Annotated in this window: 24 protein-coding genes; 13 read left to right on the forward strand and 11 right to left on the reverse strand. The window is 73.6% G+C overall.

All coding sequences use genetic code 11. The features are described from left to right. Nucleotides 1-25: 25 nt before the first annotated feature. Together ACZ7KF_RS26430 and ACZ7KF_RS26435 are read right to left on the reverse strand one after the other, a co-directional pair. Complete coding sequence (locus tag ACZ7KF_RS26430; RefSeq protein WP_471079803.1) at nucleotides 26-499, reverse strand: cupin domain-containing protein; 474 nt, start codon at nucleotides 497-499, stop codon at nucleotides 26-28. Then, complete coding sequence (locus tag ACZ7KF_RS26435; RefSeq protein ID WP_471079806.1) at nucleotides 496-1680, reverse strand: acyl-CoA dehydrogenase family protein; 1185 nt, start codon at nucleotides 1678-1680, stop codon at nucleotides 496-498. The genes ACZ7KF_RS26430 and ACZ7KF_RS26435 overlap by 4 nt, the downstream gene beginning before the upstream one ends. A 214-nt stretch (nucleotides 1681-1894) precedes the next feature. On the opposite strand from ACZ7KF_RS26435, the gene ACZ7KF_RS26440 reads away from it, so the two are divergent. Then, nucleotides 1895-2311 carry a nuclear transport factor 2 family protein gene (locus ACZ7KF_RS26440; protein WP_471079808.1) on the forward strand — a complete coding sequence of 139 codons (417 nt, stop codon included), beginning with the start codon at nucleotides 1895-1897 and terminating at the stop codon, nucleotides 2309-2311. Between the two features lie 86 nt (nucleotides 2312-2397). Continuing rightward, entirely contained in the window at nucleotides 2398-3060 is a 663-nt protein-coding gene (locus ACZ7KF_RS26445; RefSeq protein ID WP_471079811.1) for a DedA family protein, read from the forward strand. Here ACZ7KF_RS26445 and ACZ7KF_RS26450 read toward each other — a convergent pair. Both ACZ7KF_RS26450 and ACZ7KF_RS26455 read right to left on the reverse strand, forming a co-directional pair. Continuing rightward, entirely contained in the window at nucleotides 3057-4676 is a 1620-nt protein-coding gene (locus tag ACZ7KF_RS26450) for an amidohydrolase (RefSeq protein ID WP_471079814.1), read from the reverse strand. The two genes, ACZ7KF_RS26445 and ACZ7KF_RS26450, sit on opposite strands and share 4 nt — an antisense overlap. Before the next feature lie 156 nt (nucleotides 4677-4832). Beyond that, complete coding sequence (locus ACZ7KF_RS26455) at nucleotides 4833-5468, reverse strand: TetR/AcrR family transcriptional regulator (RefSeq protein ID WP_471079817.1); 636 nt, start codon at nucleotides 5466-5468, stop codon at nucleotides 4833-4835. Between the two features lie 93 nt (nucleotides 5469-5561). Here ACZ7KF_RS26455 and ACZ7KF_RS26460 point away from each other — a divergent pair, with 93 nt between their 5' ends. The 3 genes from ACZ7KF_RS26460 (at nucleotide 5562) to ACZ7KF_RS26470 (ending at nucleotide 8892) form a co-directional block, all read left to right on the forward strand. After that, nucleotides 5562-7043: a purine-cytosine permease family protein gene (locus tag ACZ7KF_RS26460; RefSeq protein ID WP_471079820.1), complete on the forward strand. Its 1482-nt coding sequence runs from the start codon at nucleotides 5562-5564 to the stop codon at nucleotides 7041-7043. 175 nt (nucleotides 7044-7218) lie between these two features. Beyond that, nucleotides 7219-7578 carry a DUF779 domain-containing protein gene (locus tag ACZ7KF_RS26465; protein ID WP_471079822.1) on the forward strand — a complete coding sequence of 120 codons (360 nt, stop codon included), beginning with the start codon at nucleotides 7219-7221 and terminating at the stop codon, nucleotides 7576-7578. Nucleotides 7579-7701: 123 nt separating this feature from the next. Continuing rightward, the gene (locus ACZ7KF_RS26470) at nucleotides 7702-8892 is read left to right on the forward strand and encodes a phosphodiester glycosidase family protein (RefSeq protein ID WP_471079825.1); all 1191 of its coding nucleotides are present in this window, start codon (nucleotides 7702-7704) and stop codon (nucleotides 8890-8892) included. A 61-nt stretch (nucleotides 8893-8953) separates the two neighbouring features. On the opposite strand, the gene ACZ7KF_RS26475 is transcribed toward ACZ7KF_RS26470, so the two are convergent. The 6 genes from ACZ7KF_RS26475 to ACZ7KF_RS26500 all read right to left on the reverse strand — a co-directional run bounded on the left by ACZ7KF_RS26475 (nucleotide 8954) and on the right by ACZ7KF_RS26500 (nucleotide 14173). Further along, nucleotides 8954-9148, reverse strand: a complete 195-nt coding sequence (locus tag ACZ7KF_RS26475) for a hypothetical protein (RefSeq protein WP_471079828.1) — start codon at nucleotides 9146-9148, stop codon at nucleotides 8954-8956. Nucleotides 9149-9250: 102 nt separating this feature from the next. Next, entirely contained in the window at nucleotides 9251-10114 is an 864-nt protein-coding gene (locus tag ACZ7KF_RS26480) for a phosphatidylinositol-specific phospholipase C/glycerophosphodiester phosphodiesterase family protein (RefSeq protein ID WP_471079831.1), read from the reverse strand. Nucleotides 10115-10275: 161 nt separating this feature from the next. After that, nucleotides 10276-11349, reverse strand: a complete 1074-nt coding sequence (locus ACZ7KF_RS26485; RefSeq protein ID WP_471079834.1) for an acyl-CoA dehydrogenase family protein — start codon at nucleotides 11347-11349, stop codon at nucleotides 10276-10278. Further along, entirely contained in the window at nucleotides 11346-12542 is a 1197-nt protein-coding gene (locus tag ACZ7KF_RS26490) for an acyl-CoA dehydrogenase family protein (RefSeq protein WP_471079837.1), read from the reverse strand. Before ACZ7KF_RS26490 ends, ACZ7KF_RS26485 begins: the two co-directional genes overlap by 4 nt. Beyond that, on the reverse strand, nucleotides 12539-13510 hold the full coding sequence (locus ACZ7KF_RS26495) for an NADPH:quinone oxidoreductase family protein (RefSeq protein WP_471079840.1): 972 nt from the start codon (nucleotides 13508-13510) through the stop codon (nucleotides 12539-12541). The genes ACZ7KF_RS26490 and ACZ7KF_RS26495 overlap by 4 nt, the downstream gene beginning before the upstream one ends. 87 nt (nucleotides 13511-13597) lie before the next feature. Then, on the reverse strand, nucleotides 13598-14173 hold the full coding sequence (locus tag ACZ7KF_RS26500; RefSeq protein ID WP_471079843.1) for a helix-turn-helix domain-containing protein: 576 nt from the start codon (nucleotides 14171-14173) through the stop codon (nucleotides 13598-13600). A 65-nt stretch (nucleotides 14174-14238) separates the two neighbouring features. Between ACZ7KF_RS26500 and ACZ7KF_RS26505 the strand changes: the two genes are divergently transcribed. The 8 genes from ACZ7KF_RS26505 (at nucleotide 14239) to ACZ7KF_RS26540 (ending at nucleotide 22130) form a co-directional block, all read left to right on the forward strand. Next, entirely contained in the window at nucleotides 14239-15171 is a 933-nt protein-coding gene (locus tag ACZ7KF_RS26505) for an NAD(P)/FAD-dependent oxidoreductase (protein WP_471079846.1), read from the forward strand. A gap of 121 nt (nucleotides 15172-15292) precedes the next feature. Then, on the forward strand, nucleotides 15293-16831 hold the full coding sequence (locus ACZ7KF_RS26510; RefSeq protein ID WP_471079849.1) for an ATP-dependent DNA ligase: 1539 nt from the start codon (nucleotides 15293-15295) through the stop codon (nucleotides 16829-16831). Then, a complete protein-coding gene (locus ACZ7KF_RS26515) occupies nucleotides 16828-17301 on the forward strand; it encodes an NUDIX hydrolase (RefSeq protein WP_471079852.1) in 474 nt (157 codons plus the stop codon). Before ACZ7KF_RS26510 ends, ACZ7KF_RS26515 begins: the two co-directional genes overlap by 4 nt. 75 nt (nucleotides 17302-17376) lie before the next feature. Further along, the gene (locus ACZ7KF_RS26520; protein ID WP_471079855.1) at nucleotides 17377-18762 is read left to right on the forward strand and encodes an NADP-dependent succinic semialdehyde dehydrogenase; all 1386 of its coding nucleotides are present in this window, start codon (nucleotides 17377-17379) and stop codon (nucleotides 18760-18762) included. A gap of 26 nt (nucleotides 18763-18788) precedes the next feature. Further along, nucleotides 18789-19022 carry a DUF6213 family protein gene (locus ACZ7KF_RS26525; protein WP_225829008.1) on the forward strand — a complete coding sequence of 78 codons (234 nt, stop codon included), beginning with the start codon at nucleotides 18789-18791 and terminating at the stop codon, nucleotides 19020-19022. A gap of 303 nt (nucleotides 19023-19325) precedes the next feature. After that, complete coding sequence (locus ACZ7KF_RS26530) at nucleotides 19326-20387, forward strand: type III polyketide synthase (RefSeq protein WP_471080120.1); 1062 nt, start codon at nucleotides 19326-19328, stop codon at nucleotides 20385-20387. Further along, nucleotides 20384-21604 carry a cytochrome P450 gene (locus tag ACZ7KF_RS26535; protein WP_471079858.1) on the forward strand — a complete coding sequence of 407 codons (1221 nt, stop codon included), beginning with the start codon at nucleotides 20384-20386 and terminating at the stop codon, nucleotides 21602-21604. Before ACZ7KF_RS26530 ends, ACZ7KF_RS26535 begins: the two co-directional genes overlap by 4 nt. Before the next feature lie 7 nt (nucleotides 21605-21611). Further along, nucleotides 21612-22130, forward strand: a complete 519-nt coding sequence (locus ACZ7KF_RS26540; protein ID WP_471079861.1) for a cupin domain-containing protein — start codon at nucleotides 21612-21614, stop codon at nucleotides 22128-22130. A 103-nt stretch (nucleotides 22131-22233) separates the two neighbouring features. Here ACZ7KF_RS26540 and ACZ7KF_RS26545 read toward each other — a convergent pair whose 3' ends face one another. Then, the gene (locus ACZ7KF_RS26545; RefSeq protein WP_471079864.1) at nucleotides 22234-23463 is read right to left on the reverse strand and encodes an acyl-CoA dehydrogenase family protein; all 1230 of its coding nucleotides are present in this window, start codon (nucleotides 23461-23463) and stop codon (nucleotides 22234-22236) included. Nucleotides 23464-23470 lie beyond the last annotated feature (7 nt).

A 23470-nucleotide genomic window follows, 5' to 3' on the forward strand; every position in this document is an offset into this window, starting at 1 on the left:
GGGCGGACGCGGTACGCCGGGGAGGTCAGCCGCGTCCGGGCGGCGGACCCTCGGGATAGCTGATCCGGTGCTTGGCGGCCAGCCCCAGGATGTCCTGCCAGGTGAGCTTCGGCTCACTGCTGCGCAGCTCGATCAGCTCCTCGAACATCAGCTCGGCGCCGCCCGGCGTGGCGAAACACAGCATCGTGCTGGTCGTACCGGCGATGTTCCGGAACGCGTGGCCGGTGCCGCGGGGCCCGTAGACCACGGTGCCCACGCCGCCCTCGTACCGCTGGTCCCCGAGCCGGAACTCGTAGGCCCCGCTGGTCACGACGAAGGTCTCGTCCTCGTTCTCGTGCAGATGCAGCGGCGGGCCCCCGTCGGGCGGGGTGATGAACTCCATCAGTGAGAACAGCCCGCCGGTGTCCGTGCCGCGCAGCAGGAACCGGCCCGCCTCCACCGTCCAGCGCACGGGCTCGACCGAGCCCGGCAGGACGATCTTCCCCGGGGTGATCGTCAACGCCCCGCCTCCCCTTCCTCGGTGTGCGCGCCGTCGAAGGCGTGCCCGGCCACGAGCGCGTCCACGTACTCCCGGCCCGCCGGCTCCAGCCGCAGCACGGCGTGGCTGGCCGCGGTGGTCGCGTCCCGCCAGAAGCGCTGCAACGGCGCCCGCTGGTCGTGGGACGAGGTGCCGGACAGCCGCAGGAGATCCTGGACGGTGTCGGCGAGCAGTTCGGCGGCCACGGCGTGGTGCAGCGCGAGCCGGGCCGTGTCGGTGCCCGGCCCGACGCCGTCGTCCGCCGCCGCCGCGGCCTGGTCCAGCAGCAGCCCGGCGGCCTCGGCGCGGGCGAGGCCGCGGGCGAGCGCGGTCTGCGCGGCGGCGTCGTTCCCGGCCAGCACCCGGTGGCCGGGGCCGCTCGCCCGGCGGCCCGCCAGGTCGGCGCCGAAGGCCCGCAGCGCGCCGCGCGCCGCGCCGAGGACCGGACCGGCGAACGTCAGCCCGCTCACGGCGCGCAGCGGCACGGCGGAGGCGCGGGGCGCGCCCTCGGGGGGCGTACCGGCCAGCAGCGCGCCGCGGGGGAAGGAGAACTCCCTGGGCACGAAGGCCCCCTCGATGCGCAGGCTGTCGCTTCCGGTGGCCCGCATGCCGACCGTGAACCAGCTGTCCTCGGCGGTGTACGCCGACCGGGGCACCAGCAGGAAGCGCACCTCGTGCCCGCCGTCGCCGGCCGGCACGGGGCACGCGACGAGGGCCCAGTCGGAGAAGTGCACGCCGCTGACGTACTGCCAGACGCCGCTCACCCGCCAGCCCTCGTCCTCCTCCACGGCGGTGCCGCTCGCCACCAGACCGCAGGCGATGAAGGTGTCCGGCGTCGCCTGCCACAGGGCCTGCTGCCCGGCCTCGGGCAGATAGGTGGCCATCCGGCCGAGCGAGGCGACGACCGAGGCCACCCAGGCGGCGGACGGATCGCCCTCCGCGGTGTGCGCCGCCGCCCGCACACAGTCGGCGAAGGTTCCCTCGGTGCCGCCCCAGCGGGCGGGCACGAAGTGGCGGGGGAACCCTGCCTCCACGATGGCGTCCGCCACCTCCGGCGTCAGCCGCCGGGCCGTCTCCGACTTCGGCGCGTGCGGTGCGGCCGTTCCCGCCAGCCGGCGTCCCGCAGCGACCAGACCGGCCAGACCGTCTTCGTTTCCCGGCATCAGCGCATCAGCGTCCTCTCCAGCAGTGCCGCATCCGTCGGTGCCCGATCCTCGGCCCGCGCGCTGGAACCCGTCTGGAACACCGCTCCAGCCCGCCGGACCGGGCGACGCGTCGCCGGTACGGCGTTCAGCGCTGTTCCACTCCGCCTCCAGCACCCGGACATAGGTTCCGTCCCGGACCATTCGCCACGGCGCTTCACGGAGGAGTTCGACGATGCGGCAGGTGACGCCGGAGCTGTACGCCCGGGTACAGCACTTCTACGCCCGTCAGACGCACGCACTGGACAGCGGGAATTTCAAGGAATACGTGGACACGTTCACCGAGGACGCGGTCTTCCACCACTCCCCCGACGCCCCGCCGGCCCGCACCCGGGCGGGCATCCTCGCCACCGCCGAGGCCCACCGGGAGGCGACGAAGGACGACCTGGTCACCAGGCGGCACTACTTCACCCAGATCGTGCTGACACCGCTGCCCGACGACTCGGTCCGGGCCACCCTCTACGCGCTGGTCGTGCGGACCCGGCGCGGGGAGAAGGTCCCGGACATCTGGCCCAGCTGCCTGCTGGAGGACGTCCTCACCGTCGACGGCGACGTCATCCTCCTGCGGTCGCGGCACATCTCGTACGACTGACCTCCGCGGCCGGCGTCGCACGGGTGCGCCGGGCAGGCGATGCTGGGGAGCGGACAGGTCCCCGAGGAGGCCAGGAGGCTCGGCCGGTGATCGCCGTCAACCCGATGGACAGCGCCTCGGTGCTGGCCGCCTTCGGGGCGCTGGGCGTCCTGGTGGTGATCTTCGCCGAGTCGGGGCTGCTGGTCGTCGGCTTCTTCCTGCCCGGTGACACGCTGCTGTTCCCGGCCGGGGTGCTGTGTGCGGGCAGCGCCCATCAGCCGCCGCGGCTGGCACTGTGGCAGGTGCTGCTGTGCGCGGCGGTCGGGGCGGTGGCGGGCGGCCAGGTGGGGTACCTGATCGGGCAACGCGGCGGGCGGGCGCTGCTGACGCGCACGTCCAGCGTGCGGGTGAAGGGCGCGGCGGCGCGGGCGGAGCGGCTGCTGGCGCGCTACGGCCACGGCAAGGCGCTGGTGATCGGCCGGTTCGTGCCGCTGCTGCGGTCGGTCCTGCACCCCGTGGCCGGGGCGCTGGGCGTGCCGGTGCGGACCTTCACGCTCTGGCAGACCGTGGGCGGTGTGCTGTGGTCGCAGACGCTGGTCCTCGCCGGGTACACCCTGGGTGCCTCCGTCCCGCACATCGACGACTATCTGCTGCCGCTGGTCGCGCTGGTCGTCGTCCTCTCCCTGCTGCCCCTGCTGCCGGAGGCCCGCCGCGCCCGCCGTAAGCGGCGGGCCGGCCCCGGCTCGTCGGGCCAGGGGGAAGCCCCCTAGAGGCGCGCCGCCCGGTGCGTGACCCGCCCCGCCACCACCGTGAGCACCACCGGCAGATCGGCCAGTGCGGTGTCGGGCACCCGCAGCGGATCGTCGGCCAGGGCGGTGAGGTCGGCGCGGCGGCCGACGGCGAGCCGGCCGGCGTGGTCCTCCTCGCCGGCGGCCCAGGCGGCGTTGACGGTCATGCCCTGGAGCGCCTGGAGGGCGGTGAGGGCCTGGCCGGGGCCGTGCGGGGGCAGGGAGAGGTCGGCGGGGCGGCGGTGCCGGGCCCCGGCCATGACCTGGAGCGGCGGGTACGGCGCGATGGGCCAGTCGGAGCCGAGGACGACCCGCGCCCCGGCCTCCCACAGATCACGGCAGCGGAACGCCCGCCCGGCCCGCTCCGCACCGAGCCGCCGGGACCAGTTGTCGGTGTGGTCCGCCCGCGTGAACTCGCAGCAGTGCGTCGGCTGCATCGAGGCGGCGACCCCGAGCGGCGCGAAGCGCCGGACGCTGTCGTCCGGGACGGTCTCGATGTGCTCGACCCGGTGGCGCACCGCGCTCGGACCGTCCGCCTGTGCCTTCTCGACGGAGTCGAGCACATGGCGTACGGCCGCGTCGCCGATCGCGTGGGTGGCCGTGGGCACTCCGGCCCGGTGGAGGGCCGTGATCACCTGGGTGTACCGCCGCGGGTCGGGCCAGTGGGCGTGGCCGGACTCGCCGTGGCAGTCGGGGGTCTCCAGCCAGGCGGTGCCGTTGTCGATGGTGCCGTCCATGAACAGTTTCACGCCCGCCACCCGCCACAGGGCACCGCCGGTGCCCTGGAGCCGGACCAGTTCGCCGACGGCGGCGTCGTCCGCCTCCGGCCGGCACCAGGGGGCGATCCGCAGCCGCAGGGGCAGGGCGTCCTCGGCCTCCAGGGCTGCGTAGACGGCGAGGCTGTCCCCGTTGGCGTCCATGGCGTGCCCGCCGGTGAGGCCGGACGCGGCCATGGCGGCCAGCACCTCCGCGGTCCGGGCGCGTACCGCCGCCTCGGTGGGCCGGGGGGCGACGGACTCGACGAGGGCGCAGGCCGCGTCCTCCAGCAGCAGGCCGGTGGGCCGGCCGTCGGCGTCGCAGACGATCTCCGAGCCCTGTTCGAAGGTGCGCGGCCCGTCGACACCGGCCAGTTCCAGCGCCCGTTCGCTGGCCAGTGCCGAGTGGGCGTCGAACAGGTCGATGAGGGCGGGCACGCCGTCGAGGACGGGGCCGAGGGCCGCGGTACCGACCGGGGCGGTGCCGAAGGCGTTGGGGTCCAGGCCCCAGCCGCGCAGCCAGGCGCCCGGCGCCAGCTCCCGTGCCGCCCCGGCGAGCGCGGTGCGTACGGCGTCCAGGTCGCGGCAGCCGGACAGGTCGACGCCCATGGTGCGCTCGGCGCCGGAGACCGGGTGCAGATGGCCGTCGGTCAGGCCCGCGGTGACGACCGCGCCGCGCAGGTCGAGCACGGTGGTGCCGGGTCCGGCCAGGGCGCGGGCGTCCCGGTCGTCGCCGAGGAAGCTGATCCGCCCCTCGTCGGCGGCGAGCGCGGTGTGCGGAAGGAAGCGGCCCGTACCGGGGTCGAGCAGCCGGGCGGATAGCAGGACGAGATCGGCGGGCACGCGGGCTCCTTGACTCACGGGGGGGCTTCACGGGGAGAGCCGGCAGGGGAACGGACAGGGCACGGGCAGGGGGCACGGACAGAGGGCACGGGCAGCGGAACGGGAGGAGGGAACGCGAGGAGGGAACGGGCAGGGGAGGCCGGCGGGAGGCGGGGCTCAGTCGGCGGTCCGGTCGAGCGCGCCGGGCGGCAGGCCGAGTTCGCGTTCGGCGGTCGTGGCGGCCATCCGGAGCACCGCGGCCGGGCGCTCCGGCGTCGCGGTGTTGACATGGGCGCCCAGCCCGTCCAGGACGACGAGTATCTGGATGGTGGCCGCCAGGGGGTCGGCCGTGCGGAACTCGCCGGCGGCCACGCCGTCCCGGACCAGGGTCTCCAGCCGTCCGCGCCAGGCGGCCTCCTGCCGCGCGACCCGGTCGCGGAGCACGGGCCGGTAGCGGCTGAGGTGGCGGGCGTTGATCCAGAGCCGGCTGATGGCGTCGTACGCCTCCCCCGAGGTGCGGGCGAGGAAGCGGGCCAGGTCGCCCGTGGGCGTGCCCTCGGGGCGCCCGGCCGGGAGGAGGCGGTCGAGTTCCTCGGTCGCGGCGCTGCCGAACGCCTCGGCGACGAGGTCCTCGGCCGAGGGGAAGTAATGGCTGATCAGTCCCGGGCGGACGGCGAGTTCCTCACCGATCCGGCGCAGGGTGACGCACTCCAGGCCCTCGGCCAGGGCGACGGCCGCGGCGGCGTCGACGATCTCCGCCCGCCGGGCGGCCGGGTCCTTGCGGATCCGCTTGCGCTGAACGCTTGACGACATGACGGCGATGCTATTGAGTGTGCGACCAATAAGCAACTGGTCGCGTGACCAATAAGCGTGACCGGGCCGATCCCACCGCTCCCGGAGGGCCTCATGGCGTCCCCGCTCCCCGACCCGCACCTCGACGCGCGGCCCACGGCCGCCGCCGGGATCGCCGCCGCCTCCCGGACCTCCGAGCGGACCCCCGAGCGGCCCGGCGGCATCGAGGCGCACGGGATCGACCCCATCCCGGACTCCGAGCGCCGGGGCCGGCCGCGCGAGCTGTTCTCCGTGTGGGCCGCCGCGAACGTCACCTACCTGAGTCTGGTGGTCGGCGGCGCGCTCGTGCTGACGGGGCTGAGCCTGTGGCAGGCGCTGGCCGTGATCGTCGTGGGCAATCTGTTCTGGGTGCTCACCGGCCTGCTGGCCGTCCCGGGCCCGGCGGCGGGCGCGCCCAGCGAGGTGGTCACGCGGGCGCTGTACGGGGTGCGCGGGAACCGGGTGAACAACGCGGTGACCGGCTGGACGATCTCCGTCTGCTACTTCGCGCTGAACCTGGCCGCCGCGGCGACCGCCGCCTTCTCCCTGGTGGACCGGGCCGGCCTGCCGGTGAACACGGCCACGAAGGCGGCCGTGGTGGTGCTCATCGCCGCCGTGACCCTCGCCATCAGCGTCTACGGTCATGCCGCGATCGTCCGGCTCTACGTGCCGATCACCCTCGTCCTGACGGCGGTGTTCGCCGTGCTGGGCGTCGCCGTGCTCCGGCACACCGACTTCGGCCAGGTCCCCGACCGGCCCCTGACCGGGAGCGCCCTGTGGGCGACCCTGCTGGCCGGCGTCGCCCTCATCGCCTCGGGCCCGCTCTCCTACACCACCAGCGCCGACTTCTCCCGCTATCTGCCCCGCAGCACGCCCGCGAAGGCGGTGGCCGGCTGGACGGCGCTCGGCGGGTTCGTGCCGAGCATCGCGGTGTGCGGACTCGGCGCGTGTGCCGCGACCGCCGTCGACATGAGCGATCCGGAGTCCTCGCTCCAGCGGCTGCTGCCCGGCTGGTTCCGCCCGGTCTTCCTGCTGGCGCTGGTCCTCGGCACGATCGCGCTGAACGCGCTGACGGCCTACAGCGCCGGGCTCGCCCTGCAGGCCGTGGGTCTCCGCGTCCGGCGCTCGCTCAGCGTCCTGGTGGACGGCGCCGTGTCCGTCTCCCTCACCCTGTACGCGCTGCTGGTCTCGGACTTCCTCGACACCGTCGGCAACGTGCTCCAGCTGACCGTGGTCCTGCTCGGCCCCAGCACGGCCGTCTACGCCACGGACATCCTGCTGCGCCGCAACCGTTACGACGGTGCCGCCCTCACCGACGAGACCCCCGCGGGCCCCTTCTGGTACACGGGCGGCGTCAACCGGGCCGGGGCGCTGGCCCTGGGAGCGGGCGTGACGGCTGCCGCGCTGTGCGTCGACACCGTGTACACCGGGCCCGTGGCCGCCGCCCTGGGCGGTGTCGACCTGGCCCTGCCGGCGGGTCTGGTGGTGGCCTCGGGGGTGTACGCGCTGCTGATGCGCGGCGCCTTCACCACCCCACAGGGCGACCGCCACCGTTGAGACTCCGTCACCGCCCCGGTCCCCGGCAGCGTCCGGGCCGCCGTCACCGTCCGCCGCCCGGTGCGGCCCCGGACGGATCAGCGCGCCGCGCGGGGCGACGACGCGTTCTGGACGGGTTCCTGACCAACCGTGAGACTGGTAGCGGATCCGAGGTCCGGCTGTCGAGGACGGTGACATGGAAGAGGAGATCCCGCGCGTCGAGCTCACCCCGCTGGCCGCCGAGCTGGTGCGCCGCCTGCGGACCGAGCACGGCCCGCTGATGTTCCACCAGTCCGGCGGGTGCTGCGACGGCAGCGCCCCGATGTGCTACGTGGACGGCGAGTTCCGCACCGGCGGCTCGGACGTCCTGCTGGCCGAGCTGGCGGTGGAGGGCGTGCCGGAGCCCGTGACGTTCTGGATGTCCCGGAGCCAGTACGCGGCCTGGAGCCACACCCGGCTCATCGTGGACGTCGTACCCGGACGGGGCAGCGGCTTCTCGCTGGAGGCACCCGAGGGGGTGCGTTTTCTCACCCGTTCTCGCGTCGTCGACGCCTAGTCGGCCCGCCGGCCCCCCGAGTCTGGTCCACTGCCCCTGCACCTAGGGACAGTTGACGAGGCATCAGGGGGCACGGTGACCAGACGTCGCAGGCGTTCGGCAGCGGGCAGAGCGGTTCTCACGGTGGTCACGGCGTTCGGTGTACTGGCCGGGGCCGCCCTGGCGGAAGCGGCACCGGCCGGTGCCGTACCGGCGGGCAGACGCATCGCGCCGGGTGTCACCTACCGGCAGTTCGACATCGACGCGGCGGCGGGACCGGCCCGCGCCCACCTGGTCACGGTGGACCTGGCCGATCCGCACGTCCGCGTCGATCTGCTGTACCCGGGCTCGGTGGCGGCCCGGGCCACGGTCTCCCGGCTGGCGGACTCGGCCGGGGCGGTCGCCGGGGTGAACGGCGACTTCTTCCACATCACCGAGACGCAGCACCCGGGCGTGGAGGCCACCGGTGCGGCCGTCGGACCGGCCGTGGCGGCGGGAGAGGCGCTCAAGGCGGCGGTGCCGAAGGGCCAGCGGTTCGGCCCCTCGCTGCCCCCGGGCACGGACACCCTGGACGTCCTCGGCGTGGGCACCGACCGGCGGGCCCGTCTGGACCGCCTCGCCCTGACCGGCTCGGTGGGCACGCCGGAGGGCCGGCTGCCGCTCCGGGGGCTCAACCAGTACGCGCTCGCGGTGGACTCCGTCGGCGCCTTCACCGCGCGCTGGGGCAGCGCCTCCCGGATGCGCGCCGTCTGCGGCACCGACACCCAGCGTGCGGCGCCGTGCAGCGGCGACACGTACGAGGTGACGGTGCGCGACGGCCGGGTGGTCTCCGCCGCCGACACGCCGGGCAGCGGGACGATCCCCGCGGACACCACGGTGCTGGTGGGCCGTGAGGAGGGCGCGCGGCAGCTGCGCGAGCTGTCGGCCGGAGACCCGGTGGACGTCACGCACACCCTGGTGGCGGCCTCGTCGGGGGTGCCGTACTCGTTCGCGATCGGCGGCTTCCCGGTCCTGCGGGGCGGCACCCCGCTGTCCGGCCTGGACGACGTCACCTCGGCGGTGCGCACGGGTGTGGGCCTGGCGGACGGCGGGCGGCGACTGCTGCTGCTGGCGCTGGACGGCGGAGCCGGCTACCGCACCGGTGTCACCGTCGCCGAGGAGGCGGCCACCCTGCGGGCGCTGGGGGCCACCGACGCCTTCAACCTCGACGGCGGGGGTTCGACGGAGATGGTCACCCGTGACTCGGGCGACACCGCCGTGACGGTGCGCAACCACCCGAGCGGCGGCGCCGAGCGCCCGGTGCCCAACGGTATCGGCGTCTTCTCCGCCGGCTGACCCGAAGCCGTCCGCCCCGGGACCGACTGGTCCTGAGCCGGCCGACGCCGCGCCGGCCGGCTCAGGGACGCAGGCTGCTCACCAGGTCGGCGGTCGCGTCGAGTCCGCTGTGGATGGTGGGCGCCATGCTCGTACAGGCCAGATAGAAGCCGAGGATCGTGCAGACCAGGGCATGGGAGATCTTCAGCGAGCAGTTGCGAATGAAGATCACGGCAAGGGTCAGAAGCAGCAGCACCACAGAGATGGAAATGACCATCGGGAACCTCCTCCGCCACGCCCCGTGTGCGGCGTTCGGCCGCAAGTGTGGCGTAGCGGAGGGTTCGTCCGGGCTGCTGACGTGTCCTCCGATCGTGTGGTGTTATGCGAAGGGGTGGGCGTCGAGGAAGGCCTCCAGGCCGGCGAGGTCGTCGGTGTTGAGGTAGTCGACCCCGGCGGCGAGCAGCTCCGTCCACAACGCGTCCCGGGCCGGCCCCGCGGTGTCGGGGGTGGCCCAGAACCGGACCTGCTGTCCGCGCGCGTGGGCGGCGCCGGTGAGGCTCCGCAGCGTGCGCCGCTCGGCCTCCGGGAAGGCGCCCTCGCCCGTCCACGTGAAGTTCTGCGTCCAGTTGTCGCTGATCAGCGAGATGAACGAGGCCGGGGCCGAGCTGCCCAGATCGGTCAGCCGGCCGTCGTAGAAGGCGCGCCGCTCGGTCTGCGCCTCCATCGGGGAGCGGGCCGCCCGGTCGCCGGAGACGACCACGGTGACGGGACCGGGGTGGACACGGCCGTGCGCGTACCGGGTGAACAGCTGCGGGTGGCGGCGCAGCCGGCGGTCGAGTGCGAGGTAGGCGGCGGAGCCCTCGGTCTTGATGTCGACGAGGAGCTGGAGCGGCCGGTGCCAGCCCGGGTGGACGGAGCCGTGGCCGGCCCGGACGCGGGCGGCGAGCGGGTCGAGGTAGAGGGATTCGAGGGTGCGGGACGGGTCGAGATCGGAGGGCTCGTGGCCGACGAGGAGCTGGTCGCCGACGAGGTGGATGTCCGCTTCGACGCTGCCGAAGCGGTGGTCCAGGGCGTCGTACAGGGGCCGCGGGTGCGCGTAGTCGTTGTGGGCGTGGGCGTGCCACAGCGGGCGCGGGTGGTGCTTGCGTTCACCCGCCGACGCGCGGCTCGCGGGCAGGGCGAACGTGCCCGCGAGGGCGGCGCCGAGGGCGGTGAGGGCTCTGCGACGGGTGGTGAGGGCCATGCGCTGCCTCCCTGGGGGTGCCGGATGGGACCGGAGAGAGTATGCGTGCAACCGCAGCTCAAGGTCCCTGCTCTCGCGGGGAGTTGGCGCTCTGTTCACTTCACCGGCGGCCGGGCGCGGAAAAGCCCGCCCCCGGTGGGGCGGGCTTCACCGTGACGGGTTCAGGGTGCCTGGAGGCCGACCAGTGCGGCCAGTGCCTCGCGGTGCGCCCCGGCCGTGCCGTAGGCGATCGAGTCGGCCTTGGCCCGCTTCAGGTAGAGGTGGACCGGGTGTTCCCAGGTCATGCCGATCCCGCCGTGCAGTTGCAGCGCCTCCTCGGCGGCGTGTACGGCGACGGGGGCGGCGTAGGCCTGGGCGACGGCCACCGTGACGTCGGTGTCCTCTCCCGTGGCGAGGGCGTCGGCGGCGGCGCGGGCCGCGGCCCGGAGGTTGACCGTCTCCAGCCACAGCTGGGCGAGCCGGTGCTTGAGCGCCTGGAAGCCGCCGACCGGCCGGTTGAACTGCCTGCGCTCCTTCAGGTACCGCACCGTCTCGGTCAACGCCCAGTCGGCCACGCCCAGTTGCTCGGAGGCGAGCAGCCCGGCGGCGGCGCGCAGGGCACGTCGTACGGCGGGCTCGGCATCGCCCAGGCGGCGGCCGGAGGCACCCTCCAGGCGGACGGTCGCCAGGGGGCGGGTCAGGTCCAGCGAGAGCTGCGGGGTGACGGTCACGGCGTCGGCGGCGACGGCGTACAGCCCGCCGTCGGCGGCCGGGACGAGCAGCACGTCGGCGACGGCCGCGTCCGCGATGCCGGTCAACTCGCCGTGCAGGGTGCCGTTCTCGACGCGTACGGCCTTGAGGTCCGCGTCCGGGCCCGCGTGCAGGCCGACCGCCAGGGCGCCGATGGTGCGCCCGGAGGCCAGTTGCCCCAGCAGCTCGTCGTCACCGCAGGCGAGCAGCGCCTCGGTGGCCACGACCGCGCTGGTGAGGTACGGCACGGGAGCGACGGCCCGGCCCAGTTCCTCCAGCACGACGGCCGCTTCCCGGTGCGAGGCGCCCTGGCCGCCCCGCTCCTCGGGCACCAGGAGGCCGGCCAGGCCCATGCCCTCGGCGAGGGACTTCCACAGGGCCCGGTCGTGGGGCGCGTCCGACTCGGTGCGAGTGATCACGCCGGCCGCCGCGCAGTGGTCCGTGAGCAGGTCGCGGACGGCGGCCCGCAGCGCCTCCTCCTCCTCGGAGTACAGAAGATCGGTCATCGGGCGAGGTCCTTCCAGGCGACGTCCTTGTCGGTGCGCGGTTCGGCGGGCAGGCCCAGGACCCGCTCGGCGACGATGTTCAGCAGCACCTCGCTGGTACCGCCCTCGATGCTGTTGCCCTTGGAGCGCAGATAGCGGTAGCCGGCGTCCCGGCCGGTGAAGTCGACCAGTTCGGGCCGGCGCATGGTCCAGTCGTCGTACAACAGGCCCTCCTCGCCGCGGAGTTCCACCTCCAGGCCGCTGATCTCCTGGTTGAGGCGGGCGAAGGCGAGTTTCATGCCGGCGCCCTCGGGGCCGGGCTGGCCGGCGACGAGCTGCTGGCGCAGGCGTTCGCCGGTGAACCGGGCCACCTCGGCCTCGACCCACAGCCTCAGCAGCCGCTGGTGCAGCTCATGGGTGCGCAGTTCGGGGCGTTCGCGCCAGGCCTTCGCGACCGGGCCGATCATGCCGCCCTCACGGGGCAGGGCCATGCCGCCGATGGCGACGCGTTCGTTGTTGAGCGTGGTCTGGGCGACCCGCCAGCCGTCGCCGACCTCGCCGAGGCGGCGGGTGTCGGGGATGCGGACGTCGGTGAGGAAGACCTCGTTGAACTCGGCCTCGCCGGTGATCTGGCGCAGCGGCCGGACCTCGACACCCGGGTCGGTCATGTCGCAGACGAAGTAGGTGATGCCCCGGTGCTTGGGCACGTCCGGGTCGGTGCGGGCGATCAGGATCGCCCAGCGGGCCACATGCGCGCTCGACGTCCACACCTTCTGCCCGTTGACGACCCAGTCCCCCCCGCTGTCCGCCCCGGCCTCCCGGACGGCCCGGGTGCCGAGCGCGGCCAGGTCGGAGCCGGCGCCGGGCTCGCTGAAGAGCTGGCACCAGACCTCCTCCCCGGTCCACAGGGGCCGCAGGAAGCGCCGCTTCTGCTCCTCGGTGCCGTACTTGAGGATCGTCGGCGCGGCCATGCCGAGGCCGATGCCGATGCGGCGCGGGTCGTTGTCCGGCGCCCCGGCGGCCTGCAGTTCGGCGTCCACGACGCCCTGGAGGGAGCGCGGGGCGCCCAGTCCGCCGAGGCCCTGCGGGTAGTGCACCCAGGCGAGGCCGGCGTCGAACCGGGCCCGGAGGAACTCCAGGCGGTCGGTCGTGGCGGGCGGGTGCGCGGCCAGCAGGTCCCTGGTACGGCTGCGCAGCTCTTCGGCGTCGGTCATGCGGCGGCTCCGTTCTCCAGCACGACGGCGACCCGGCCGGTGGTCACCCCGTCGGCGACCCGCTGCACGGCGCCGGCCGCCCCGTCGAGCGGTACCCGCTCGCTCACCAGCGGCTTGACGGCGCCCTGGGCGGCCAGCTCGGTGAGCTGCTCGTGGCAGTGCTGGACCAGCTTCGGGTTCTTGGTGTTGTACAGGCCCCAGTGCAGCCCGAGGATCGAGTAGTTCTTCACCAGGGCGTGGTTGAGGGCCGGGCTCGGGATGGTGCCGCTGGCGAAGCCGACGACGACGATCCGGCCCTCGAAGGCGACCAGCTTCGCGGACTGGGCGTAGGCCGCCCCGCCCACGGGGTCGTAGATCACGTCGGCGCCGCGGCCGCCGGTGGCCTCCTTCACGGCGGCGACGACGTCCTCGGCGCGCCGGTCGACCACCACGTCACAGCCCAGCTCCCGGGCGACGGCGGCCTTGTCCGCGCCGCCCACGACGCCGATGACCGTGGCGCCGGCCGCCTTGCCGAGCTGTACGGCGGCGCTGCCCACGCCACCGGCGGCGGCGTGCACGAGCAGCGTCTCCCCCGCCTGGAGGTGAGCGCGGCGGTGCAGGCCGAACCAGCCGGTCTGGTAGCCGACGTGCAGCGCGGCGGCCTCGGCGTCGTCCAGCGACTCGGGGGCGGGCAGCAGCGCGCGGGCGTCGGCGAGGGCGTACTCGGCGAAACCGCCGTACGGCAGCGCGGGGGTGGCGATCACCCGGCGGCCGTCCTCGGTCTCGCCGCAGATCTCCACGCCGGGGGTGAAGGGCAGCGGCGGGCGTACCTGGTACTGGCCCCGGCACAGCAGCGCGTCCGGGAAGTTGACGTTGGCGGCGCGCACCCGCAACAGCACCTGGCCGTCACCGGGCGCGGGGCGCTCCACGTCCGCCAGGCGCATCACCTCGCTCGGCTCGCCGTTCTCGTGCACTTGCCATGCCTGCATGCGGGGCCTCCACGCGACTGCTTCGTCTGACCGGGTCCGCTCGCATACTAAGCGGTCGCTTGCCGATCAGGGAACAGTCCGCCGGTCTCACTTCCCGGCCGACGGCCGGGCCCGGACATGCATCCGCTCCCCCTGCGGCCCGAACAGGCTCAGGAACTCGACCGGCCCCTCCCCCGTGGAGCCGAACCAGTGCGGCACACGCGTGTCGAACTCGGCCGCCTCCCCCGGCGACAGCACGACGTCGTGGTCGCCGAGGACCAGGCGCAGCCGGCCCGAGAGGACGTAGAGCCACTCGTATCCCTCGTGGGTGCGCGGGTCCGGCTCCTGCCTGCGCTGCGGTTCCAGGACCTTGAACGCCTGCAGGCCGCCGGGCTGGCGGGTCAGCGGCCAGTGCGTGCGCCCGCCCCGGACGATCGGCTTGGACCGCACCCGCGGGTCCCCCACCGGCGGCGCTCCGACCAGCTCGTCCAGCGGCACCTGGTGGGCCTGCGCGATGGGCAGCAGCAGTTCGAGGCTGGGTTTGCGCAGGCCGGACTCCAGCCGGGAGAGCGTGCTCACGGAGATACCGGTGGCCTCGGACAGGGCGGCCAGGGTCACCTCCCGCTCCTTGCGGATGCGGCGCAGCCTCGGCCCCACGTCCGCCAGTACGTCGTCTGTGCTCATGACGACTATTGCGGGAACGGCAAATCCGTTTGTCAATCCCGCAGGCTCCGGGCGACGGTCGCCTCATGACCGAGAACAACAGCTACGAAGCAGTCGTCGTCGGAGGCGGAGCCGCCGGCCTGTCCGCCGCGCTGGTGCTGGGCCGGTCACGGCGCCGCACGCTGGTCGTCGACGCGGGCGAGCCGCGCAACGCGCCGGCCGCGCACATGCAGGGGTACCTGACCCGGGACGGCATGTCCCCGGCCGAGTTCCTGGCCGTGGGGCACGCGGAGATCGCCCGGTACGGGGTGGAGCTGGTCCGGGACCGGGTGGTGGACGCGAGCCGGGACGGGGACTTCACCGTCGTCCTCGCCGGCGGCCGGACCGTACGGGCCCGGCAGCTGGTGCTCGCCACCGGCCTGCGGGACGAGCTGCCGCCGGTCCCGGGGCTGGCCGAGCGGTTCGGCCGGGACGTGGTCCACTGCCCGTACTGCCACGGCTGGGAGGCCCGTGACCTGCCGACCGGCGTCCTCGCCACCTCCGCGCTCAGCGTGCACCAGGCGCTCATGGTCACCCAGTGGTCGAAGGACGTACGGCTCTTCCTGCACGAGGTGAGCGAGGCGGAGCTGACCGGGGAGGACGTGCGCCGGCTGGCCGCCGCCGGGGTCACGGTCGTGCCCGGCGCGGTGGCGGAGCTCGTGATCGCCGGCGACCGGCTCACCGGGATCCGGCTCGCGGACGGCACGGTCCACGACCGTGAGGTGCTGTACGCGGCCCCGCGCGCCGTCCCGGACAACCGTCTGCTGGTCGCGCTGGGCGCGGAACTGCGCGAGACGCCGTTCGGCAGCTACCCGGTGACCGACGAGCGGGGCCTGACGAGCGTGCCCGGACTGTGGGCGGCGGGCAACGCGAGCGGCTTCGCCGAGCAGGTGGTGAACGCGGCCAGCCGGGGGTACCGCGCCGGGGCGGCGATCAACGGGGAGCTGCTCATGGCCGACCTGGACGGGCACGCCCCGTGAGGGGCGCGGGGCTGCGCCGGGCACGCGGCTGCCTCCGCACGGACGCGACCGGCCGCGGGACACGACGGGCCCCACGGGCAGGCTCCGCGCGTCCGGCGGAGCGCTGAGGCACCATGACTGCATGCTGCTGACCCGGCTCGCCCAGGTGTCCCGGGAGGTGGCCGCCACGGCGGCCCGGTCCCGCAAGACCGCGCTGCTCGCGGAGCTGTTCCGGGACGCGGAGGCGGACGACGTGCCGATCGTCATCCCCTACCTGGCCGGGCGGCTCCCGCAGGGCCGGCTCGGCGTCGGCTGGAAGGTGCTGGGCCGCCGGGTGCCGCCCGCCGCGGAGCCGGGCCTCACGGTCCGGGAGGTCGACGCCCGGCTCACCGAGCTGGGCGAGGTGTCCGGGCCGGGCTCCCAGGCGGAGCGGACCCGGATCGTCGGGGACCTGATGGGCGCGGCCACCGAGGAGGAACAGCGCTTCCTGCTCGGCCTGCTCACCGGCGAGGTCCGCCAGGGGGCCCTGGACGCGGTCGCGGTGGAGGGCCTGGCGCAGGCGACCGGCGCGGCCCCGGCGGACGTACGGCGGGCCGTGATGCTCGCGGGATCGCTGCAGACGGTGGCCCAGGCCCTGCTCGGGGAGGGGCCCGCGGCGCTGGAGCGGTTCCGGCTCACCGTGGGCCGCCCGGTGCTGCCGATGCTGGCACACAGCGCGTCGTCGGTCGCCGAGGCGGTGGAGAAGCTGGGCGCCTGCGCGGTGGAGGAGAAGCTGGACGGCATCCGGGTGCAGCTCCACCGGGACGGCGACACGGTACGGATCCACACCCGCACCCTGGACGACATCACCGAGCGGCTGCCCGAAGTGACGGCCGCCGCGCTGGAGTTGCGCGGCGAGCGGTTCATCCTGGACGGCGAGGTGATCTCCTTCGACGCGGCGGGCCGGCCCCGTTCCTTCCAGGAGACGGCGGGCCGGGTCGGCTCCCGGACGGACGTGGCGAGGGCCGCCGAGGAGACCCCGGTCTCCCCCGTCTTCTTCGACGTCCTCTCGGTCGACGGCCGTGACCTGCTCGACCTGCCGTTCGCCGAGCGGCACACCGAACTGGCCCGGCTGGTGCCCGAGCCGATGCGGGTCCGGCGCACGGTGGCCTCGGGACCGCCGGACACCCCGGAGGCGGAACGGTTCCTCGCCGACACCCTGGCCCGCGGCCACGAGGGCGTGGTGGTCAAGGCGCTCGACGCGCCCTACAGCGCCGGCCGGCGCGGCGCCTCCTGGCTCAAGGTCAAGCCCGTCCACACCCTCGACCTGGTGGTGCTGGCCGCCGAATGGGGCCACGGGCGGCGCACCGGCAGGCTGTCCAACCTCCATCTGGGCGCCCGCAACCCGGACGGCACCTTCGCGATGCTCGGCAAGACGTTCAAGGGCATGACGGACGCGATGCTCGCCTGGCAGACCGAGCGGCTCCGTCGGCTGGCGGTCGAGGAACGGGGCTGGGGCATCCGGGTGCGGCCCGAGCTGGTAGTCGAGATCGCCTACGACGGCCTCCAGCGCTCCACGCGCTACCCGGCCGGCGTCACCCTCCGCTTCGCCCGCGTGGTCCGCTACCGCGAGGACAAACGGCCCGAGGAAGCCGATACCGTGGAGGCCCTGCTGGCAGCCCACCCGGAGGTCAGGCCGTGACGGTACGGACGACGAAGCGCAGTGCGGGACTGCTGTTGTTCCGGCACACCGCCGAGGGACCGGAAGTCCTGCTCGGCCACATGGGCGGCCCGTTCTTCGCGAGGAAGGACGCGGGCGCCTGGACCGTGCCGAAGGGCGAGTACGACCCGGAGGAGCCCGCCTGGGAGGCGGCCCGGCGGGAGTTCCGGGAGGAGCTGGGGCTGGCGCCGCCCGACGGGGAGGCCGTACCGCTGGGCGAGGTCGTGCAGGCCAACGGCAAGATCGTCACGGCATGGGCGGTGGAGGCGGACCTCGACCCGGAGACGATCGTCCCGGGGACCTTCACCATGGAGTGGCCGCCGCGGTCCGGCCGGACGCAGGAGTTCCCGGAGCTGGACCGGGTGGCGTGGTTCGGGCTGGACCGGGCCCGTGCGGTGATCATCACGGCGCAGGCCGCGTTTCTCGACCGGCTGGCGGAGCACTCGGGCTGAGCAGGGGCTTTCGCGTTGCGCCGGGCCCGGTCGCGCGCGAAGGTCGAGACAAGCCCGCTCCCAGGGAGGTCAGCCATGCCCATCGCGACGGTGAACCCGGCGAACGGCGAGACGCTCAAGACGTACGAGGCCATGGGCGAGGAGGAGCTGGAACGCCGGCTCCAGCTCGCCGAGGCCACGTTCCGCACGTACCGGACGACCTCGTTCGCCGACCGCGCCCGGATGATGACCAAGGCCGCCGATCTGCTGGACGAGGACCAGCAGGAGATCGGCCGCGTCATGACCACCGAGATGGGCAAGCCGGTCACGCAGGCCCGCGCGGAGGCGGCGAAGTGCGCCAAGGCGATGCGCTGGTACGCGGAGCGCGCGGAGGGGCTGCTGGCGGACGAGGAGCCCCCCGAGGCCGATGTGACGGACTCCGGTGCCTCGCGCGTACGGGTGCGGTACCGGCCGCTCGGCCCGGTGCTCGCGGTGATGCCCTGGAACTTCCCCCTGTGGCAGGTGATCCGGTTCGCCGCGCCCGCCCTGATGGCCGGCAACGTGGGCCTGCTCAAGCACGCCTCCAACGTGCCCCAGACCGCCCTGTACCTGGAGGACCTGTTCCACCGGGCGGGCTTCCCGGAGGGCTGTTTCCAGACGCTGCTGATCGGGTCCGGCGCGGTGGACGACATCCTGCGCGACGAGCGCGTGAAGGCCGCCACCCTGACCGGCAGCGAACCGGCGGGCCGGGCGGTCGCCTCCACCGCCGGCGAGATGATCAAGAAGACGGTGCTGGAGCTGGGCGGCAGCGACCCCTACGTCGTCATGCCCTCCGCCGACCTGGACCGCGCCGCCCAGGTCGCGGTGACCGCGCGCGTGCAGAACAACGGGCAGTCCTGCATCGCCGCCAAGCGGTTCATCGTGCACGCCGACGTCTACGACGCGTTCGCGGAGAAGTTCGTCGCCGGCATGCGGGCCCTCACGATCGGCGACCCGCTGGCGGAGGACACCGAGATCGGGCCGCTCGCCAGCGAACAGGGCAGGAAGGACCTGGAGGAGCTGGTGGACGACGCCCGGCGCAGCGGGGCCGAGGTGCTGTGCGGCGGCCGGCGACCGGACGGGCCCGGCTGGTACTACCCGCCGACCGTCCTCGCCGGCATCGGCCGGGAGATGCGCATCCACCGCGAGGAGGCGTTCGGACCGGTCGCCACGCTGTACCGCGCGACCGACCTCGACGAGGCCGTCCTCATCGCCAACGACTCGCCGTTCGGACTGAGTTCGAACGTATGGACGCGGGACGAGAGCGAGGTGGAGCGGTTCGCCCGGGACCTGGAGGCCGGTGCCGTGTACGTCAACGGGATGACCGCCTCCCATCCGGCGTTCCCGTTCGGCGGGGTGAAGCGGTCGGGGTACGGGCGTGAGCTGTCCGGGCACGGAATCCGGGAGTTCTGCAACATCACCACGGTTTGGCAGGGTGCGTGAGCGCTGCGCGGCTACCATCCCGTTTTGTGAACCGCGAAGTGACTCTGCCTCTGATCGTCGACGACCGCGGTGCCTTGCAGGTGTCGGCGGCCGACGTGAGTAAGTTGTTGCGGACCGTGGGAGCGCGGTGGCTGCATCTTGTCGATGCCGGGGAGCAGGGGCTGGACGAGGACACGGTTGCCGCGCTGACCATCGAGCTGGCGAAGCTGGCGGACCGTATCGACGTGGCCTGCATCGCGCACAGCAGCGGGGCGCCGTAGAGCCTCCGCGCCCCGGGCCGTGCGCCCGGCACCGCGCGCCGCGGGCCGGAGCCCTCCGTCGCCGTCCCCAGCACGTCCCCCGTTCGTCCGGAGCACGCCTCCGCCCTAACGACGGTCACCGCGTTTTCCCTCGTCCGGCGGCAGAAATCGGCCGTCGAGCCGGTGCCGGGGTCCCCGGTTCGGAGTAACCCAACGCGAGATCGTCGCTCTCCCGGGTGACGGTTGCTGTAGCACCCACAGAGGTGAACCACCTTCTGACCGGTGGGCGACGCCCCTCTGGACAACGGAAAGCAGGGACGGTTCATGGCGACTTTGTGCAGACCCTCGGTGTCGGTTCCGGAGCACGTGATCACGATGGAGGAGACGCTGGAACTGGCGCGCTCCCGCCACGCGGACCACCCACAACTCCCGCTGGCACTGAGGCTGATCGAGAACACAGGCGTCAAGACGCGACACATCGTCCAGCCCATCGAGGAGACCCTCAAGCACCCTGGGTTCGAGGACCGCAACAAGCTCTACGAGGCGGAGGCCAAGGCGCGTGTACCCGCGGTGATCCAGCGCGCGCTGGACGACGCGGAGCTGCTCACCAGCGACATCGACGCGATCATCTACGTGTCGTGCACGGGCTTCATGATGCCCTCGCTCACGGCCTGGCTGATCAACGAGATGGACTTCGACAGCACCACCCGCCAGCTGCCGATCGCCCAGCTGGGCTGCGCGGCCGGCGGGGCGGCGATCAACCGGGCGCACGACTTCTGCTCGGCCTACCCGAACGCCAACGCGCTCATCGTGGCCTGCGAGTTCTGCTCGCTGTGCTACCAGCCCACCGACCTCGGCGTCGGCTCGCTGCTGTCCAACGGCCTGTTCGGCGACGGCATCGCCGCCGCCGTGGTCCGTGGACGCGGCGGCACAGGCGTCCGCCTGGAGCGCAACGGCTCCTACCTCATCCCGAAGACGGAGGACTGGATCGCCTACGACGTCCGGGCGACCGGCTTCCACTTCCTGCTGGACAAGCGGGTGCCCACGACCATGGAGCCCCTCGCCCCGGCGCTGAAGGACCTGGCCGGATTGCACGGCTGGGACGCGTCCGACCTGGACTTCTACATCATCCACGCGGGCGGTCCCCGAATACTCGACGACCTCAGCAAGTTCCTGGAGGTCGAGCCGCACGCGTTCCGGTTCAGCCGGGCCACGCTCACCGAGTACGGCAACATCGCGAGCGCCGTCGTCCTGGACGCGCTGCGCCGGCTGTTCGACGAGGGCGGCGCGGCCGAGCGGGCCCGCGGACTGCTCGCCGGGTTCGGTCCCGGCATCACCGCCGAGATGACGGTGGGCCGCTGGGTCACGGACGAGGACGGCCGATGACCCCGAGAGCCACGGTCACCGGGGAACCTCCCCCGGTCCGGCACTGGCCGGCGCTCGACCTGGCCGGGACGGACTTCGACCCGGTGCTGTCCGACCTGATGGCGGAGGGCCCGGTCACCCGGGTCCAACTGCCCCACGGCGAGGGCTGGGCCTGGCTGGTGACCCGGTACGACGACGTGCGCGCGGTGGTCAACGACCCCCGCTTCAGCCGTGCGGCGGTCACGGAGAACCAGCAGGTCACCCGGCTCGCCCCGCATTTCATCCCGGAGCGGGGCGCGGTCGGCTTCCTCGACCCGCCCGAGCACACCCTGCTGCGCCGCTCGGTGGCCGCCGCGTTCACCGCGAAGGGTGTGGAGCGGGTGCGGAAGAAGGCCCGCGTCATGCTGGACGAGCTGGTCGACGAGGTCCTCCGGGACGGGCCGCCCGTCGATCTCACGGCGGCGGTCCTCGGCCCCTTCCCCATCGCGGTGATCTGCGAGCTGATGGGGGTCCCGGCCGGCGACCGGCACAGCATGCACGCCTGGACCCAGCTGATCCTGTCCTCCTCGCACGGCAAGGAGGTCAGCGAGGGGGCGAAGCGGGAGATGGCCGCGTACTTCTCCGACCTGATCGGACTGCGCGAGAACAGCACCGGCGAGGACGTCGCCTCGCTGCTCGGAGCCGCGGTGGGCCGCGGCGAGATCACGCTGGAGCAGGCCGTCGGTTTCGCCGTGCTCCTCCAGATCGGCGGCGAGGCGGTCACCGCCCACAGCGGGCAGGTGTTCTACCTGCTGCTGAGCCGCCCCGAGCTGGCGGAGCGACTGCGCGCGCAGCCGGAGATCCGCCCCCGGGCGATCGACGAACTCCTGCGCTACATCCCGCACCGCAACGCGGTCGGTCTGTCCCGGATCGCCTTGTCGGACCTGGAGATCGGCGGTGTCCGCATCCGTGCGGGCGACCCGGTCTACGTCTCCTACCTGGCCGCCAACCGCGATCCGGCGGTCTTCCCCGACCCGGACACCATCGACTTCTCGCGCAGCCCGAACCCCCATGTGGCGTTCGGCTTCGGCCCGCACTACTGCCCCGGCGGCATGCTGGCCCGACTGGAGGAGGAACTCCTGATGGACGCCCTGCTGGACCGTGTGCCCGGCCTGAGACTGGCCGTACCGCCGGACCAAGTCGTCTTCCGCCGGGGGGCGTTGATCCGGGGGCCCGAGGCCCTGCCGGTGACCTGGTGAGCCGCCCATGTCGACCGAGGGACTGCTCGTGCCACCGGGCCACGGCCGCGTGGTCGCCACGCCTGCCCAGCGTGTGACCTTCAAGGTCACGGGAACGCATTCGCGGACCTCCTCCACCTTCGAGGTGGAGGTCCCGCCGGGCTTCGACGTCGGCGCCCACGTGCACACGCGCAGCGAGGAGCTGTTCTACGTGCTGGAGGGCGAACTGGACGTGCTCGCCTTCGAGCCGCGCATCCGCACGCCCGACAACTGGCGCACGTGGGAGTCGAGTTCGGGCAACCGGGTGGTCCGGGCGACGCCGGGCACGGTCATCGTCGTACCCCCCGGCTGCCCCCACGCCTTCGCGAACCCGACGGACACCCCCGCGAAGATGTTCTTCCAGGCGTCTCCCCCACCCGATCACGAGCGCTATTTCGAGGAGCTGCTGGAGATCCTCGGCAACGGGGGCCCACCCGACCAGGCGGCCATCGAGGCGCTGCGGTCCAAGTACGACATCGAGCAGCTCACCCCTCTGAGACACCGGTGAGCGCACCGGCCGGGGGGCCGTGGCCGGCCCCGCGGCTCCGCCGCGCGGGCGCGGCGGGGCCGCGCCCGGCCGGCGGACCGCGGTGCACCCGCGCCCCGCGGCGCTACCGGATCGGCATCCCGGCCAGGGTGCGTGCGATGACGAGCCGCTGGATCTCGCTCGTCCCCTCGAAGATCGTGTAGATCGCGGAGTCCCGGTGCATCCGCTCCACCGGGTACTCCCGCGTGTACCCGTTGCCGCCCAGGATCTGGATGGCCTGCGCGGTCACCTTCTTGGCGGTCTCGCTGGCGAACAGCTTCGACATCGACCCCTCGGCCGCGGTGAACGGCTTCCCGTTGACCGCCATCCAGGAGGCCCGCCAGACGAGGAGCCGGGCCGCGTCGATCTGGGTCCGCATGTCGGCGAGCTGGAAGGCCACCCCCTGGTTGTCGATGATCGGCCGCCCGAACTGCTCCCGGGTCCTGGCGTAGTCCAGGGCGACCTCGTAGGCGGCCCGAGCGGTACCGACGGCCATCGCGCCGACCGCGGGGCGACTCGCCTCGAACGTCGCCATGGCCGCGTTCTTCACCCGCTCCCCGCCCCCGGCCTTCGCCTTCTCCCGGGCCCGGGCGAGCCGCTCGTCCAGCTTCTCCTTGCCGCCCAGCAGGCAGGAGCCGGGGACGCGGACATCGTCCAGGATGACCTCGGCCGTGTGCGAGGCGCGGATGCCGTGCTTCTTGAACTTCTGCCCCTGGGCCAGACCGGCCGTGCCGGCCGGGACGATGAAGGAGGCGTGGCCCTTGGAGCCCAGCTCCGGGTCGACCACGGCGACGACGACGTGGACGTTGGCGATGCCGCCGTTGGTCGCCCAGGTCTTCGTGCCGTTGATCACCCACTCGTCCTTGGCCTCGTCGTACACGGCGCGCGTGCGCATGGAGGCGACGTCGGAGCCGGCGTCGGGCTCGGAGGAGCAGAAGGCGGCGACCTTGACGTCGTTCTGGTCGCCGTACATCTGCGGGATCCAGGTGCCGATCTGTTCCTCGGTTCCGTTGGCGAGGACGCCCACGGCGGCGAGGCCCGTGCCCACGATGGACAGGGCGATGCCCGCGTCGCCCCAGAACAGCTCCTCCATGGCCATCGGGATGCCGAGGCCGGTGGGGTCGAAGTACTGCTGCGCGTAGAAGTCGAGGGAGTAGATGCCGACCTTCGCCGCCTCCTGGATGACCGGCCAGGGAGTCTCCTCGCGTTCGTCCCACTCGGCCGCCGCGGGGCGGATCACATCCGCCGCGAAGCCATGGAGCCAGTCCCTGACTTCCTTCTGTTCGTCGTTCAGCTCCATGGTGAACTCGGCCATGTCCCCT

It is taken from the genome of Streptomyces sp. NPDC038200 (assembly GCF_055600785.1).

Coding starts and splice junctions, on each gene's coding strand:
- ACZ7KF_RS26510 (WP_471079849.1), top strand. CDS start 15,293: ATGCTGCTGACCCGGCTCGCCCAGGTGTCCCGGGAGGTGGCCGCCACG.
- ACZ7KF_RS26475 (WP_471079828.1), bottom strand. CDS start 9,148: ATGGTCATTTCCATCTCTGTGGTGCTGCTGCTTCTGACCCTTGCCGTG.
- ACZ7KF_RS26545 (WP_471079864.1), bottom strand. CDS start 23,463: ATGGCCGAGTTCACCATGGAGCTGAACGACGAACAGAAGGAAGTCAGG.
- ACZ7KF_RS26505 (WP_471079846.1), top strand. CDS start 14,239: ATGACCGAGAACAACAGCTACGAAGCAGTCGTCGTCGGAGGCGGAGCC.
- ACZ7KF_RS26540 (WP_471079861.1), top strand. CDS start 21,612: ATGTCGACCGAGGGACTGCTCGTGCCACCGGGCCACGGCCGCGTGGTC.
- ACZ7KF_RS26440 (WP_471079808.1), top strand. CDS start 1,895: ATGCGGCAGGTGACGCCGGAGCTGTACGCCCGGGTACAGCACTTCTAC.
- ACZ7KF_RS26485 (WP_471079834.1), bottom strand. CDS start 11,349: ATGACCGATCTTCTGTACTCCGAGGAGGAGGAGGCGCTGCGGGCCGCC.
- ACZ7KF_RS26490 (WP_471079837.1), bottom strand. CDS start 12,542: ATGACCGACGCCGAAGAGCTGCGCAGCCGTACCAGGGACCTGCTGGCC.
- ACZ7KF_RS26500 (WP_471079843.1), bottom strand. CDS start 14,173: ATGAGCACAGACGACGTACTGGCGGACGTGGGGCCGAGGCTGCGCCGC.
- ACZ7KF_RS26435 (WP_471079806.1), bottom strand. CDS start 1,680: ATGCCGGGAAACGAAGACGGTCTGGCCGGTCTGGTCGCTGCGGGACGC.
- ACZ7KF_RS26480 (WP_471079831.1), bottom strand. CDS start 10,114: ATGGCCCTCACCACCCGTCGCAGAGCCCTCACCGCCCTCGGCGCCGCC.
- ACZ7KF_RS26535 (WP_471079858.1), top strand. CDS start 20,384: ATGACCCCGAGAGCCACGGTCACCGGGGAACCTCCCCCGGTCCGGCAC.
- ACZ7KF_RS26530 (WP_471080120.1), top strand. CDS start 19,326: ATGGCGACTTTGTGCAGACCCTCGGTGTCGGTTCCGGAGCACGTGATC.
- ACZ7KF_RS26465 (WP_471079822.1), top strand. CDS start 7,219: ATGGAAGAGGAGATCCCGCGCGTCGAGCTCACCCCGCTGGCCGCCGAG.
- ACZ7KF_RS26520 (WP_471079855.1), top strand. CDS start 17,377: ATGCCCATCGCGACGGTGAACCCGGCGAACGGCGAGACGCTCAAGACG.
- ACZ7KF_RS26460 (WP_471079820.1), top strand. CDS start 5,562: ATGGCGTCCCCGCTCCCCGACCCGCACCTCGACGCGCGGCCCACGGCC.
- ACZ7KF_RS26495 (WP_471079840.1), bottom strand. CDS start 13,510: ATGCAGGCATGGCAAGTGCACGAGAACGGCGAGCCGAGCGAGGTGATG.
- ACZ7KF_RS26455 (WP_471079817.1), bottom strand. CDS start 5,468: ATGTCGTCAAGCGTTCAGCGCAAGCGGATCCGCAAGGACCCGGCCGCC.